The organism is Dehalogenimonas etheniformans (assembly GCF_014672715.2).
Lineage (GTDB): Bacteria > Chloroflexota > Dehalococcoidia > Dehalococcoidales > Dehalococcoidaceae > Dehalogenimonas > Dehalogenimonas etheniformans.
The window spans coordinates 385,066-399,643 of sequence record NZ_CP058566.2; the positions used below are offsets into that span (position 1 = coordinate 385,066).

Here is a 14,578-nt window from a genome sequence, read left to right on the forward strand (position 1 = left end):
TCTAAAAAGCCTCTGAAAATTAGGTAATCAAGCTGATTGGAATTACGTACTTGTACGGATTACTCAGTTTGAGGGTAAGGGGTAACATCAGCTTATGGAGGACTATCATGCAAGAAACAACGATTGAACCGACTAAAGAAAATCTCGGCGTTTCCCGCCGATATTTTGTTAAAGGGGCGGGTATCATTGCCGGCGGCTTTGCCATTGGATCTATGGCTCTGGTCCAGGCCTGCACATCGAATAATCCCACAACTACTCCGACGGGAACGACCACCGCCCCGCCCACGACCACTCCCCCGCCAACCACCGCTCCGCCGGTGGTTGAAACTTACCTCTTTTTTAGTGCTGTCGAAGCCGCCACCATCAAAGCCGCTTTTGGCAGACTTCTTCCGGGTTCCGCTTCGGATCCGGGTGCTGTCGAGGCCACGGCGCATATTTATCTTGACCGGGCTTTGAACGGGGCTTATGCAAATCTGGGAGTGAACTATCACCGTGGCATTACTGCGATGAATGCCTACTGCCAGACCAAGTTCTCCAAAAATTTTGGTGACCTGACGGCGGCGCAGCAGGACACCGTGTTGACCGATATGCAGGGAGGAACCGCGACCGGATTTTATGCACCCGGGGCAGCAGAGTTTTTCGGCTTGCTTCTCAAGCATATGACCGAGGGTACTTTCTGTGATCCGCTCTATGGAGGCAACCAGAACCTTGTAGGATGGAAGATGATAGGTTACCCCGGTTCCCAGGCGGCTTACATCGATTCTGAAATGGCAATCGGTTTTGACCAAGCATCGAAAAAAATTCTAACACTAGCCGACGTCGAAGGCATCGTTATGCCGCTGCCGGCCTCTGGATTTTAAAAGGAGATTGCACTATGGCTACTTTGCCTAAAGTCAATGTCGTAATTGTTGGGCTCGGCGCCGCGGGCTGCATCATGGCCAAGGAACTCTCTACCGCCGGATTAAAAGTAGTTGGCATCGAATGGGGGCCTCTTCGCCGAACCCAGGATTTCCAGTGGGATCATGATGAACTCAAATACGAAAGCCGGCAATATCTTTTAAAACCTATTATCGATGAACAACCGATGACTTACCGGCCCAACGCCCAGACCTCGGCCATCAATTCGGGGGTACCTTGGACGATCTCATCTGGAGTCGGCGGCGGTTCTATCCATTACGGCACCTGGAACTGGCGGGCTTTACCGCATCATTTCCGACTAAAAAGCGAAATAACCGCAAAATATGGAGCGAATGCCTTGCCTCCAGGTACAAATGTGGTTGATTGGCCTATCAGTTACAACGACCTGGCGCCGTATTACGATAAAGTGGATACGGAAATTGGTATCTCCGGCAAAGCCGGAAATATCAACGGCCAGATTCAAGCTGGCGGCAATTCGTTCGAAGGTCCGAGATCCAAAGATTTTCCATTGCCTCCGCTCATCCAGACCACCGGGTCGCGCATCTTCAGCCAGGCGGCAACGGCCCTCTCCTACAAGCCTTTCCCAACGCCTTCGGCCATCATATCTCAACCTTACGACGGACGGCCGGGCTGTGACTACTGCGGATTTTGTTCTGGCTATGGCTGCCACATTGGAGCCAAATCTAGCACTATGGTCAGCGTCTATCCCAAGGCAGTCGCCAGCGGCAATTTTGAGGCGCGGACAGGTTGCCGGGTTATCCGAATCAACAAGAGTGATGGCCGGGCGACCAGCGTCACTTATCTCGACCAAGCCGGTGTGGAACAGGAACAACCGGCCGGACTTATCATCGTATCTAATTACACGTGGGGAGCAGTCAGGCTGTTGCTGCTTTCGGGTATGAATGCCAACGGCATGGTCGGCAAATACCTGATGAGCCACCAGTACCAGATCGTTAATGGGATCTTTGATACCCTCATTACCAATCCTAGCGAAGGTCAAACCGGGGCTAATGCCACCATCGATGAATTTAACGGCGATAATTTCGATCATACCGGTTTGGGATTCATTGAGGGAGCTTCGATAACTTCACTTGGCGGCAATACTCATGCTATCACCGGCACTTCATCATTGGCGCCCGGTGATTTCAAGCAGGTAGCAGCCAACCAGAACTGGGGACAGGCTCGGAAGGACTTCATCAAACAGTACTTCAAACGGACGTTGGGGCTTATCGCCCAAACTCCAACCCTTCCTTATGAAAACAACGTTATCGATCTCGATCCGACGGTTAAAGATTCCATCGGACTCCCCGTTGTTCGCGTAACATACACCGGCTCCGACAACGAAAAAGCCATTGGGAACTTTCTTCAGCCCAAAATGGCTGCTATCCTGAAACAGGCGGGCGCATCCTCCACAGTCAATGGGCCGCTATTGATCCCGCCCTGGAACAACCACGAAGTGGGGCCATGCCGCATGGGCACCGATCCAACCAAATCGGTAGTTAATCAATACTTGCAGTCGTGGGAACTTCCCAACATGTTTATTGTGAGCGGCGCAGTTTTTCCAACTTATTTTGGTTACAATCCGACCCATACTATTGAAGCGCTTAGTTATTGGGCGGCTGACAATATAAAGTTACAAGCCCAGACCGGTGGAAATTTGGTGCAGTACTTATAATCGAGACGATCGAGAATAATTCGGAGTGAGAGCATGAAGAAAATCGCGCCGTTTTTTCTAGTCTTAGCGTTGGTATTTTTCGGATTTGGTTGTGGTTCAACACCAACGACAGGTTCGACTCCTCCCGGAACCACCACTACGAGTTCGGGCAATACCTACCAGGCTTTAGCCAATCAAGGCCAGGGTGTGTACGCGAACAAATGCGTTGCCTGCCACGGGGCAAATGGTCAAGGCACCGGTGTCGGGCCAGCGTTGTGGGGCTCTAGCTACCAACCGGGAATTTATAATGGGGGAACCTTGTTTGCGCCCAACGGCCAGGCGATGCTCAATTTCATATCATCCTCGATGCCTTTGAACGCTCCCGGGAGCCTCTCACATTCAGAGGCAGTAAATGTCCTGTGTTACCTATTGATTCAGGACAATCAGATAACACCTTCGTCCACATTCGATGAGGGCCAACTGAGCACCCTTTCCCTCAAATAGTCCGCATTGGTCGCTGGGGCGCTGCATAGAGAGACTCTTTCAAACCGATTAAAGATATCTATCTCGGCTTTCCCTTCCGGCTTTGTTTGACTCTTGCTTCTCACCGACACAACGAAATTTGATTACAATTTCAGTGTCGGCTAGACTTACTGCTCTGAGTCATTTTCGGTTCTCTGCGTAATCCCACGAATAAGGAAACAGATGGAATACGAAGTCGTTGTTAAATTGCTCGCCATTACGCCCAATGCTGAATCCCTGACCGAACAGGCTGGCAGGCTCTGCTATGCCAGCGGGGATAAACTGGGGACCAAAGAAGGATGGCTGCAGGCCCGGGTCAAGCAGGGTCATGACAGCTTGATCGAACACGCCTCAGCTACCTTTTATATCAAGGCGTCTCGCGCTCTGACCCACGAATTGGTCCGCCACCGCATTGCTTCGTATTCCCAGCGCAGCCAGCGGTACGTCAAAGAGTCGGTTGCAGATTACATAACGCCGCCAGAACTGGTAGGGGACAGTGCCACCGCTAGGGTATTCAGAGAGTCCATGGAGGCGGCGTGGAGAGCTTATGGCGAGCTACTCCAGGCCGGGGTGAAACCGGAGATCGCACGCTATGTTCTGCCAAATGCCTGTTCGACCGAGATTATCTGCACCTGGAACTTCCGGGAGATCCGCCACATCATCAGGCTCCGGACTGGCCCTGCGGCCTTGCCCGAGATGCGGGCAGTCATGGCTAAAATCAGAGAGATAATGCGGGAGCAAGCCCCAGGGGTTTTTGGAGATATGTAATCCTCCAAAAACATCTTCCAATACTTAAGGACAATCCAAAATCGTTCTAATCAATCAAAAGCCAGGGCGTAAGCCCTGGCTTTTCGGCACTTTCAAACTCGAAACCGATCACGGTTTGACTACGAACCAGACTCCTCCCAGCGCGTTCCCCATCGTATCACCCGATGATTTGTCATAGACGCTCAAATACAGTGGATATCCTTTATATGTTATCTGCTTCAAGCCAGTGTCCCTGGTAAAAATACCGAAATCGGCTGAATTGAGTCCAGATCCGACCGTAAGTGTTGGCACAAAAAACACCGGCCAGGCGGTGATTGTCTCATCCGGTAGATTGCTGTAGTTAGGCCTGTCGCTGGTAGTGTAGTAAAGGGCGAAGCCTCGGCTATCCACCAGGTAATTCCCGACATTTGTCTTGACAGCGACATTGACCGAATACGCATAGGTAACGGGCGGTTGTATGGTCGTGACCGGGGGAGTAGTTGGCGGCAGTGTCGTTGGTGGGACAGAGGTCGTGGGCGGGGCTGCCGTCGTTGAAGCAGGGGGTGTTGTTGTTGGCGTGGTTGCCGGCACAGAACTTGTCGGCGGATTGGAGGTCGTATTGGTATTCGGATTTCCGGAGGTGGTTGTGGCATTGGATCCGCAACCGGCGACGGTCAAAATTATGATTAACGCGACCATAGGGATAGTGAACTTGGTATAAACAGAGTTACTCTTCACTTCAATACCTCTATCAGATTATTTCTGTCGGTTTAAACTTACCCGTTGAATTATCCCCGGAAAGACCCCCTTATGCCATCAGTATGCTTACGCATTTCTTGGGATTTATGCCCTTAATATTTGTCGTTCTTAATTATTTTACCCGGTAGTTTTTCAAGATAAAGTTGTTTTGGTGAGCAAATCCCCCCAAGGAGATCTCACAGGATCTGAAGTTCGGATCACTAGAGAAGAACTCTGATTTGTGATTAGGTACTTTCCCCGCCGAAATTACGTAGAACCCCTAATACCCATTATGAAATTGTGCGTCTATTATTAATTGTAATGGCGTAGAGCCCTGTTTCCTGCTATGTGGGATAAACAGAAGAAAAAATTCAGGGAGAAAGGACTGGATATGACCATCGCGAACGAACCATCCGGGAAGCGGGTTAGGCACTCGCAAACTATAGGTAAAGGGTACGTTACCCGCCGAACTTTTACCAAGATGACGGCAGCAAGCGCAGCTTTCGTAGCCGCCGCTTTGGCGGTACCTAAGGAAATCCTCGAGGCCAAAGAGGTGACGCCGGAGCAAAAGCTGGTCTTTAAGGAAAAGATTACTCTTGCAGACCGGAAAGCCGCGGCCGAAAACCTGGCAAAGCTCCGAGCCAAAGTTGCCGGCGGCGCAAAAAAGATGGCCAAAAAGTTCCAGATGGGCGGCGGAATGATTATGCCGCCACCGGTGCTGGCCACCGATCCCAACGGTCACCTGATCCCTGATTATTTCGGAACGCCGAACTGGGCTAACAGCCCGCAGCTTACGAAGTTCATCGATAAATTAGCTGGCCTGGGTTCGGGGGCGGCTAACGCCCTCGGCCAGTATATCCCTGTAGCTGTTGCTGATCAGACGACCTATCCCGGCTCCGACTACTACGAAATTGCCGTGGTCGAGTATGAGGAACAACTACATACTGAATTGCCGAAGACCAAGCACCGCGGCTATGTGCAGATATCAACCACCAATGTTCCGGGCCTCCAGATTCCGTTGGTTAATCCTGATGGCAGTCCGATAATGATGCCCGACGGCGTGACCCAGGCTAAAGGTGTAGATCACCCGCATTTCCTGGGACCGGCGATTGTCGCCATGGGTGCCCCCAAAGCTGGCGATCTCGGCACCCCGGTCAGGATCAAATTCTACAACCTCTTGCCCACCGGAACTGCCGGCAACCTATTCATTCCTGTAGACACAGAGGTAATGGGTTCCGGCATGTACGAGGTCGATATTCCCAACATGCCCGGCATGACCTACATGGGGACATACCCACAGAATCGGGTTGTGGTCCACAATCACGGCAATAACTCGGTTTGGACGTGTGATGGCGGTCCACACCAGTGGATCGTTCCCGCAGGAGAGAACGTTCCTTACCATCCTAACGGCCGTGGCGTTGGCGCCGCGATGATACCAGACATGCCGGACGGCGGTCCCGGAACTTACACGATCTACTATACCAACGCCCAGAGCGCCCGCCTCATGTTCTACCACGACCATGCCTGGGGCATCACCCGCCTCAATGTGTATGTCGGTATGGCGGCCGGTTATGTTATCACCGACCAGGTCGAACAGGACCTGATTAATGGTACCAATACTTCGGGCGTTAATCCCGGTTTACTGAAGGTCCTTCCTGACATTGGCATCCCGCTGGTTATCCAGGACCGGTCTTTTGTCGATCCTACGACAATAGGTATGACCGATCCCACTTGGCTTGATCCGACCCAACCTACATTTGGTACCACTCCAGGTACCGCGAAGCTCGGCGACCTTTGGTACCCGCACACCTACATGCCGGCTGAAAATCCCTGGGATCCCAGCGGCGCTGCGGCGTATGGCCGGTGGATGTACGGGCCGTGGTTTTTCCCACCCACAACCGGTTTGAAACAGGGGACAATTCCCAATATCTATTATGACCCTGTCAACGCCCCCTGGCAGCCGCCGGAAATGCCCGGCACGCCCTATCCTTCCATCCCGGGCGAAGCCTTCATGGACACCCAGATGGTCAATGGCACCGTCTTTCCGTACCTCGACGTGGAGCCCAGACCTTACCGCTTCCGCATTCTCAACGCTTCGAATGACCGTTCGCTTAACCTTTCCCTATTCCAGGCGACTGGGATAGTTGGCACGATCACACTGACCGGTGGTGGTTCAGGGTATACCGCCGATCCCATCGTGACCATCACACCCGGTGGGGGCGATACCACCGGGCATGGGGCTCAAGCCATTGCTACCGCCGATGTCGATCCTATGAGCCCGACTTTCGGTCAAGTTATCGGAATAGCCATCACCGTCGTTGGCAGTAATTACACTGCAGATCCTGTCGTCACCATCGCACCTCCCACCGGAGTAGGTGGAACCCAGGCTACGGCAACGGCAACCTTTTTCCTTAATAATGCCTCCGGCTTCCCGTCTGAAGTGGGCATGGTCCCGGTGACGGGTACCAATTGGCTGCCCCCGTTTGATGTGAGCGGTGTCGCCGACATGGCAAATGCCGGTCCGGATTGGTGGCACATAGGCACAGAAGGCGGTTTTTCTCCGGAACCGTCGATTGTGTCTCCGATGCCACTGTCCTGGAACAATAACCCGACGATGTTCAATGCCGGAGTTGTTCTGGATATTTCGTTAGCCGTGGGAACGGCTGAACGCGCTGACGTCATCGTCGATTTCACGGCATTCGCTGGAAAGACGATAATCCTTTACAACGATGGACCGGCCGCGTGGCCTGCGTCGGATCCCCGGTATGACTACTACACCAACTGCCAGGACCAGACCGGTACTGGCGGATACGGCGTGGTACCGCCCGGCAAAGGCCCTAACACCAGGACGATAATGCAATTCAGGGTTGGCACGACCGTGGCTGCGCCCAATGCCGTTGCCGATGTAACACTCGCCAATTTGAAGTCGGTGTGGGCTCAGACTGTGGCCAACGGAGTCGTCACCAAAAAGGGCGTCTTCGCTACCTGCCAGGACCCGATCATCGTCCCTCAACCCTTCTACAACTCAGCTTATGGTAAAACCGGAGTTGGAACCGATACTTACCCAACTGCGACAGACCAGATGTTCATCCAGGTTAATAAGATATCTCACACGTTCCAACCGATCGACGCAGCAGGAAACCTGCAGCCCGCGGTTACACTGCCGTTGGAACCCAAGAGCATCCACGACGAGATGGGTGGTGTCTATGATAAGTTCGGGAGAATGAATGGCATGCTGGGTCTGGAACTGCCGGCGTCAACTTCCCAGATCGCTCAATTCATTCCCTACGGGTTCTCATCCCCTCCAGTGGATATCTATCATGGTTCTTTACGCACCCAGCTTGTCGGATCACTTGGTGACGGTACCCAGATCTGGAACCTCAACCATAATGGCGTCGACACCCATACCATTCACTTCCATCTGTTCAACGTCCAATTGATCAACAGGGTGGCATGGGACGGCATGATGCCCATGACGCCTATTCACCCGATTGAATACGGCTGGAAGGAAACGATCAGGGTCAATCCTCTGGAACAGACATTCGTTGCGATCAGGCCTATTAAGCACGATACCACGGTGTTGCCGTTCCTCGACCAGGTACCGAACAGTGTTCGTCTTATCGACCCGTCGATGCCTGCCGGAATGCCACTTGAATCTCCGCCGCCTGCCGGCTGGTTCGATCCTAACGGAGTCGCCATCACCAGCATCCCGAACCACGTGGTGAACTTCGGTTGGGAATACATGTACCACTGCCATATCCTTGCCCACGAAGAAAACGACATGATGCACGCTATGGCTTATGTGGTGGCGCCCGGTACCCCCACCAACCTGACGATCACGCCAAAGGGTAGTTCGTTAGTTGCCTCTTGGACCAATGTCGGCGTCAGGACAACCGGTTATACCCTGCAAAGAGCTGACGATGCTGCTTTTACAGCCGGATTGGTCACTTGGGACGTCGTAGGCAGTACCAATACTTCGTTTGTTGACAATACAGCTAGAAGGAACAGAACCTATTTCTATCGAGTATGCGCCAATAACACGGTTGGCGACGTCGATACTCTCGGTTTCCCGGTAATGACGGATTCCTCGCCTTTTATAACCGCCCAGTATGGTGCGGGAGGTGCCTTCGCCGCGCCGACAACCTTCACCATCATCACTCCGGCAGTCGCTTCGGGCAGAAATTTCCGCGTTACGCTTAATTGGACGGCTAGTATTACCAACGTCACCAGCTTTACTATCCAACGAGCCACGAATGCTGGTTTCACGGCTAATGTCCAGACGACAAACAACATCCCTGCGTCGAACACATCATTCTCGCAGCTCGTTCCGGCTGGCACCTACTTCTACAGGATTCGTGCGGTCAATGGGAACCAGACCTCCGCGTGGGTCCTGTCCACCCCTGCTAGCATTACCGCACCATAGATGAGGTTAAAGTGAAATGAAAAATACGAAAGATTTGGGGGAAAAAAGAAAATGAATCGCACTTCCGTCATGAAGCGAACCTTCCATCTATGGGCTATACCTGCTGCGATACTTTTAGCAGCAACGGCTATAATCTCGCTGGCCTTTCCAGCTAATGCCCAGGCGATCGGCACATACACCATTACCGGAACGGGCGTTAACGCCAACATCGATTCGGCAGTTGACGCCAATGGTGTAACCCATGTTGTTTACGATCGTGGAGGCAGCATCTACTACAATTCGGGTACCACATCGGCGACCGAAGAAGTGGTCGATACTCCTCCTGCGACTGTGACCGATAGCCATCCCGCGATTGCCATCGGACCTGATGGACTACCCCAGGTGGTCTTTGCCGCAACCGATGGCCAGTACTATACCAAGCGCGCAGCCAACGGGACGTGGTCCCCACTCGTATTGGTTGGAGGACCGCCTATTGCTGGATATCCCGATATCGCGGTTGATGGTACGAATGCTCCGACAGTAGTTTTTGCAGACACAGATCCGGTCACTACTTTAGCTGACGTTTCCATCGCTGCGGGACCCAATCAAACGACGCTGACCTTTGATGTTACCACATTAATATGGAGCGGCTTTTCCGACGCGACCGGTGGATCTTTGTTTTCGAACCCGCACATCGCCGTCGATTCGGCTGGAGCGTATCACGTCATCGCCAATCATGAGTCTGTTACCGCCGCCGGTGTTCATAGTTTCAGCGTCATTTATGACACTAACGCCGGGGCGGCCGGAAATAGCCTTGAATCCGTCGCAAGGGCGAGCGCGGCTAACTTGAGCCAGAATCCTATCACTGCAGCTCCGACTCTCGGAGTCATGGTTGGTTACGACCAGGGTGGTAACGCATATACTGCGACGCTCGGAGCCGCTTGGTCCGAGGTCGTTTTAGGTGCCTTTACACAGGTAAGCATGACCTCTGACGCCAATATGGTGGCAGCGGTTTATCTTAATGGTACCAGTGTTACCTACGCCTTAAGCGGGGGCGGGGGTGTGTTCAGTACCGGCACCCTGGTGGCAGCCGGTTCAAACCCATCTGCGACTTTGATGCCGACAGGGGCAACTCCAAATCTTTCCGTGTATTACTTGGTGGCTGCCGGTGCCAATACTAGTGTCATGTTGAAGGTAGTGGCTTATCCCACGATTCCCCCGATGGTCACGACACAACCGGTCAACCAGGCTATTGTTTATGGTGCTGATGCCGTATTTACCGCCGCAGCCACCGGTTTGCCGGCTCCAACGGTCCAATGGCAGATGAGCATGGACAATGGGGTCACCTGGATGAATATTATGGGTGCTACTACGCCCACTCTTACCTTAACCAAGCCTTCGGTGACGGGCATGATGCCGATGCAGGTGAGAGCAGCCTTCTCCAATGGTACGACTGTGAATTCCGCCGTCGCAACGCTGACAGTCACGGCTAGACCGATCACCGTAACAGCGGCTGCTGCGACCAAGGTTTATGGCGGTGTCGATCCGGCTCTCACCTACAGTATCACTGCAGGAACCCTCGCTCCCGGCGATACATTGACTGGAGCACTGGTTCGTGCTGTTGGCGAAAACGTCGGAACCTATCCAATCAACCGTGGAACGCTGGGTAATGCCAACTATGCGATAACCTATTTTGGTGCAAGCTTCACCATCACTCAGAGGCCCATAACTGTTACGGCTGTCACCGATACCAAGGTATATGATGGTACGACAACTTCGACGGGCACCCCGGCTGTCACCTCTGCCCAAACACCCCCCATCGTCGTTGGGGATACCGCAAATTTTGTCCAGACCTTCGATACTGCTGATGTCGGGACTAACAAGGTATTGACGCCTTCCGGCACTGTGATGAAAGGCGCCGTCGATGTGACGGCTAACTACACCATCACATTTACTACAGTAAGCACCGGCACGATCACTCAGGCTACTCCTGTGATCACTTGGGCTAATCCTGCTGACGTGCTCGTTGGGGCAACATTGAGCGCCGCTCAACTGAATGCCACAGCTAACGTTCCCGGTGCCTTTGTTTACACCCCACCATCAGGCACGGTGATGAACACCGGTGGATCTCAATTCTTATCGGTTGTGTTCACTCCCACTGATTCGGTGAACTATTCAACAGCGACAAAGCAGGTCACGATTTACGTGAATAATGGCAAGGTTGACCCAGTCATTACTTGGGCGAATCCAATTGACATTGTTTACGGAACTGCCCTTGGTCCAACTCAATTAAATGCCACTGCGACATCACCAAATCCCCCAAATGCGGCGATTCCCGGAAACTTTGTATACTCTCCCATTGCCGGTACTATATTGCCGGTTGGTCCAACGCAAACACTAACAGTTACGTTCACACCTACGGACACGGCGACCTTTAATGGTGCTGTCGCAACCGTAACCATCAACGTCACCAAGGCTATCCTCACCCCCACGGTGACGGTACCTAACAAGGTCTACAATGGTACTAATGCCTCGTCCTTCACCAACGGCATACCTACGGGAATTGTCGGTACGGACGTTGTTACCGTCAGCGGCGGCACCGCAACATTCGCCGACGCCAACGTAGGAACGAATAAAACAGTCACTGTCACTGGTCTCGTCCTGGGAGGCGCCAATGCCGGCAACTACCAGCTTTCAGCAACTCCGGTGACTGCTACCGCCAACATCACATCCAAACCGTTGACTGTCACCGGCGTTACCGCAGCCAATAAAGTTTATGACCGCACTACCACCGCGACAGTCAGCGGAACTGCTGCTCTAACCGGGGTCATCACCGGAGACACCGTAACAGTGGCTGGCACCGCCGCCGGAGCCTTTGCTACTGCTACTGCCGGAAATGCCAAAGTAGTAAACATCACCGGTTTGACTCTTGGCGGCGCAAACGCCGGCAACTATACCTTGAGCGGAGCAACGACAACCGCTAACATCACTCCGAAGACCCTGACAATTGGCGGAACGTTTACCGCCAACAACAAGACCTACGATGGTTCTATATCAGCGACCATTGGCACCAATAACTTGACATTGACCGGCATCATCGCTCCCGATGTTGTCACCTTGAATGCAGTAGCCGCCTTTGCGGATGCTACCGTCGCGACTGGGAAAGTTGTGTCATTGACCTCCAGTTCGACGCTTACTGGCGCTGATGCCGCCAACTATGCTATCTCGCTCACTGGTGCTCCCACGGCGACCGCGGATATCGCCGCGGCTCCCGCTGGTGGCGGTGGTGGCGGTGGTGGTGGCGGCTTCGGCTCGCAGCTCATCGGTATCAACCTGGCCGGAACCTCGCCCTTCATGGACGGCAATGGCAAGTCCCTGACTGCTGGCGCCATAACCACCGCCGATGGCAAACTGACCCTCAATATCCCCGTCGGCGTACTCATCTGGAATGCCGCCGGCGCCGCGCAACCCTTCCTGTCGGCGCAGGTCCCGACTACAGTCCCGGCAGGGCCCGCACAGGGTAAGGTCGTCTCTGCCTTTGAGATGGGCACCACCGGCGTCACCTTCAATCCGGGTATCAATATGGTGTTCAAGTACACCGCAGCAGACATCACCGACCTCACCGAGAGCGGCTTGTACATCGCCTGGTGGGATGGCACCGCCTGGGTGAAACTGACCAGCACTGTCGACACCGCCGCCAAGACTGTGACGGCGACTATCACTCACTTCACGACGTTCGCCCTAATCGGTCTGCAGGCGCCGCCTCCGACCACACCTCCGCCGACGACGCCTCCCCCGACCACGACGCCTCCGCCGACGACTAATCCGCCGACAACCAACCCACCGACGACAACATTGCCGACGACGTCCCAGACCACCAATCCGCCGACTACTTCGGGCGGCGGTGGAACCAACTGGCTGCTCATCGGCCTGGTCGTAGCAGCTGCCCTGATCCTCGCCATAGTTCTCTTCGTAGGCAGCAGGTCGAAGAAATCATCCTGAATACCCCATAGAATACCGCGAAGGGCAGAGCGCTCCAGCGCTCTGCCCTTTTTTTGATACCAAAAACCTGTAATGTTGTTTACAATGTGCCTGGACACATTGATCCACCTCTTTGGATCACTGGAGTTTTAAAAGGAGAACTAATATGCCCGCACCCGTAATCGCCTTCGTCGGTAGGAGTGACTCAGGGAAAACCACTCTTCTGGAGAAGATTATCCCTGAGTTGAAGAGCCGTGGTTATAGAGTCGCCACCATCAAACATGTTCCCGGCCATCTCGTCGAACCGGCGGAAGAAAGGGACACCACCAGGCATCTTGCCGCCGGCAGCAATACCTCGGTGATCAACTCTCCCGAGAAGTTGATTTTCGTAAAAAAACAATCGTCCGAAAGCACCTTGTTGAATATCGCCTGGTCGCTGGATGAGGATTTTGACATCATCCTGGCTGAGGGATTCAAGAATTCGCCGGTTCCAAAAATACTGGTCCATAGGCTTGAGGCGGGGTCGCCCCCAGAGTCTTTGAACCGCGTCGTGGCCGTCGTCAGCGACGAATCCGTCGCCCTTGACGTCAGGCGTTTTGGTTTGGAGGATGTATCTGCAATCGCTGATTTCCTGGTCGAGACAGTTATCAATCCCTCAAGGTCGAGAGTTGATCTCAGGGTAAACGGTGAACGTGTGGCGTTATCGAATTACCCGGCTGAAATCATCGCCGCGGTCATGGAAACCATGGCTAAGACCTTGAAGGGAGTGGCAGGGGTCAAGGACCTTGAGTTCCGGTTGAAGAAGCCATAGCTGCCCCGCCTCCAGGCGCCTGTTGACCGCCCACGATTCTCCCGGGATTGGTGTAAACGTTCATTCGCTCACCGCGTACGAACCCGACCAGAGTGATATTCAATCGATCAGCGAGTTCGATAGCTGAGCTGGTAGGCGCTGACCTCGATATCAACAGTCCTACATTCCGCCGGGCGACCTTTGAAACGATCTCAGAGGAGATCCGGCCGCTGGTGAGCAACATCCTGGACGAAAAGTCGAGCCCTCCCAAGATTGCTCTTCCAAAAAGCCTATCGACGGCATTATGCCGCCCGATATCCTCAGTGAAGAACTCGATTCCGACGGGTTCAGCTATGGCGGCGGAATGGACGCCGCCGGTTTCTTTGAAAAGTTCGCTATGATGCTGGAAATCGCGTACCAATTTGTATATTTGTGCCGGCGTGACGTTCAATTTTGACGTAACGGGATTTAGCGAATTGACATCGGCTGCCGAATACAGCGCCGCCCCCCGGCCGCACCCTGAAGATATAACCCTTTTGTAAGTCAGCTCTGTGCTAACCTTGCCCACGGTTTCGACCCGGACCACGGCGGTGACTTCATTGACCGAAAGGTTTTTGATATCGGCTGCTGTTGAAATAATATCCTCTGAGGCGAGGTAGCCCGCAGCCAGGTAATCGAACTCCCCCGGCGAACAGAGCAAGGTCACCAGTTCCTCTCCGTTGAGGATGATAGTAAGAGCCCGTTCCCGCGCTACCTCGTCCTCGATGATCGAGGCTTCGCCGCTGGTAAACCGGGTAATGGTGATTTGTTGGGTCTTTTCCAAATT

The 14,578-nt window shown here is 53.6% G+C and carries 9 protein-coding genes; 7 read left to right on the forward strand and 2 right to left on the reverse strand.

The annotated features are described in order from the left end of the window. Positions 1 to 107 precede the first annotated feature (107 nt). From HX448_RS02015 to thyX, 4 genes are all read left to right on the forward strand, one after another. Positions 108 to 860: a gluconate 2-dehydrogenase subunit 3 family protein gene (locus HX448_RS02015; protein WP_102331351.1), complete on the forward strand. Its 753-nt coding sequence runs from the start codon at positions 108 to 110 to the stop codon at positions 858 to 860. 14 nt (positions 861 to 874) lie between these two features. Then, on the forward strand, positions 875 to 2,593 hold the full coding sequence (locus tag HX448_RS02020; protein ID WP_102331350.1) for a GMC family oxidoreductase: 1,719 nt from the start codon (positions 875 to 877) through the stop codon (positions 2,591 to 2,593). A 33-nt stretch (positions 2,594 to 2,626) separates the two neighbouring features. Next, entirely contained in the window at positions 2,627 to 3,076 is a 450-nt protein-coding gene (locus HX448_RS02025; protein WP_102331349.1) for a c-type cytochrome, read from the forward strand. A gap of 201 nt (positions 3,077 to 3,277) precedes the next feature. Further along, positions 3,278 to 3,862 carry an FAD-dependent thymidylate synthase gene (gene thyX, locus HX448_RS02030; RefSeq protein ID WP_102331348.1) on the forward strand — a complete coding sequence of 195 codons (585 nt, stop codon included), beginning with the start codon at positions 3,278 to 3,280 and terminating at the stop codon, positions 3,860 to 3,862. Between the two features lie 108 nt (positions 3,863 to 3,970). Here the strand turns inward: thyX and HX448_RS02035 are convergent, their stop codons facing one another. Continuing rightward, a complete protein-coding gene (locus HX448_RS02035; protein ID WP_104201583.1) occupies positions 3,971 to 4,579 on the reverse strand; it encodes a COG4315 family predicted lipoprotein in 609 nt (202 codons plus the stop codon). 391 nt (positions 4,580 to 4,970) lie between these two features. Between HX448_RS02035 and HX448_RS02040 the strand changes: the two genes are divergently transcribed. From HX448_RS02040 to mobB, 3 genes are all read left to right on the forward strand, one after another. Further along, positions 4,971 to 9,002 carry a hypothetical protein gene (locus tag HX448_RS02040; RefSeq protein ID WP_162485800.1) on the forward strand — a complete coding sequence of 1,344 codons (4,032 nt, stop codon included), beginning with the start codon at positions 4,971 to 4,973 and terminating at the stop codon, positions 9,000 to 9,002. A 51-nt stretch (positions 9,003 to 9,053) separates the two neighbouring features. Next, complete coding sequence (locus HX448_RS02045) at positions 9,054 to 12,983, forward strand: beta strand repeat-containing protein (protein WP_102331345.1); 3,930 nt, start codon at positions 9,054 to 9,056, stop codon at positions 12,981 to 12,983. A 145-nt stretch (positions 12,984 to 13,128) separates the two neighbouring features. After that, on the forward strand, positions 13,129 to 13,773 hold the full coding sequence (gene mobB / locus HX448_RS02050) for a molybdopterin-guanine dinucleotide biosynthesis protein B (protein WP_102331344.1): 645 nt from the start codon (positions 13,129 to 13,131) through the stop codon (positions 13,771 to 13,773). Here mobB and fdhD read toward each other — a convergent pair. Further along, positions 13,739 to 14,575: a formate dehydrogenase accessory sulfurtransferase FdhD gene (gene fdhD / locus HX448_RS02055; protein ID WP_162485799.1), complete on the reverse strand. Its 837-nt coding sequence runs from the start codon at positions 14,573 to 14,575 to the stop codon at positions 13,739 to 13,741. The genes mobB and fdhD overlap by 35 nt on opposite strands. Between the last annotated feature and the right edge of the window lie 3 nt (positions 14,576 to 14,578).

Coding starts and splice junctions, on each gene's coding strand:
- HX448_RS02015 (WP_102331351.1), top strand. CDS start 108: ATGCAAGAAACAACGATTGAACCGACTAAAGAAAATCTCGGCGTTTCC.
- HX448_RS02020 (WP_102331350.1), top strand. CDS start 875: ATGGCTACTTTGCCTAAAGTCAATGTCGTAATTGTTGGGCTCGGCGCC.
- HX448_RS02025 (WP_102331349.1), top strand. CDS start 2,627: ATGAAGAAAATCGCGCCGTTTTTTCTAGTCTTAGCGTTGGTATTTTTC.
- thyX (WP_102331348.1), top strand. CDS start 3,278: ATGGAATACGAAGTCGTTGTTAAATTGCTCGCCATTACGCCCAATGCT.
- HX448_RS02040 (WP_162485800.1), top strand. CDS start 4,971: ATGACCATCGCGAACGAACCATCCGGGAAGCGGGTTAGGCACTCGCAA.
- HX448_RS02045 (WP_102331345.1), top strand. CDS start 9,054: ATGAATCGCACTTCCGTCATGAAGCGAACCTTCCATCTATGGGCTATA.
- mobB (WP_102331344.1), top strand. CDS start 13,129: ATGCCCGCACCCGTAATCGCCTTCGTCGGTAGGAGTGACTCAGGGAAA.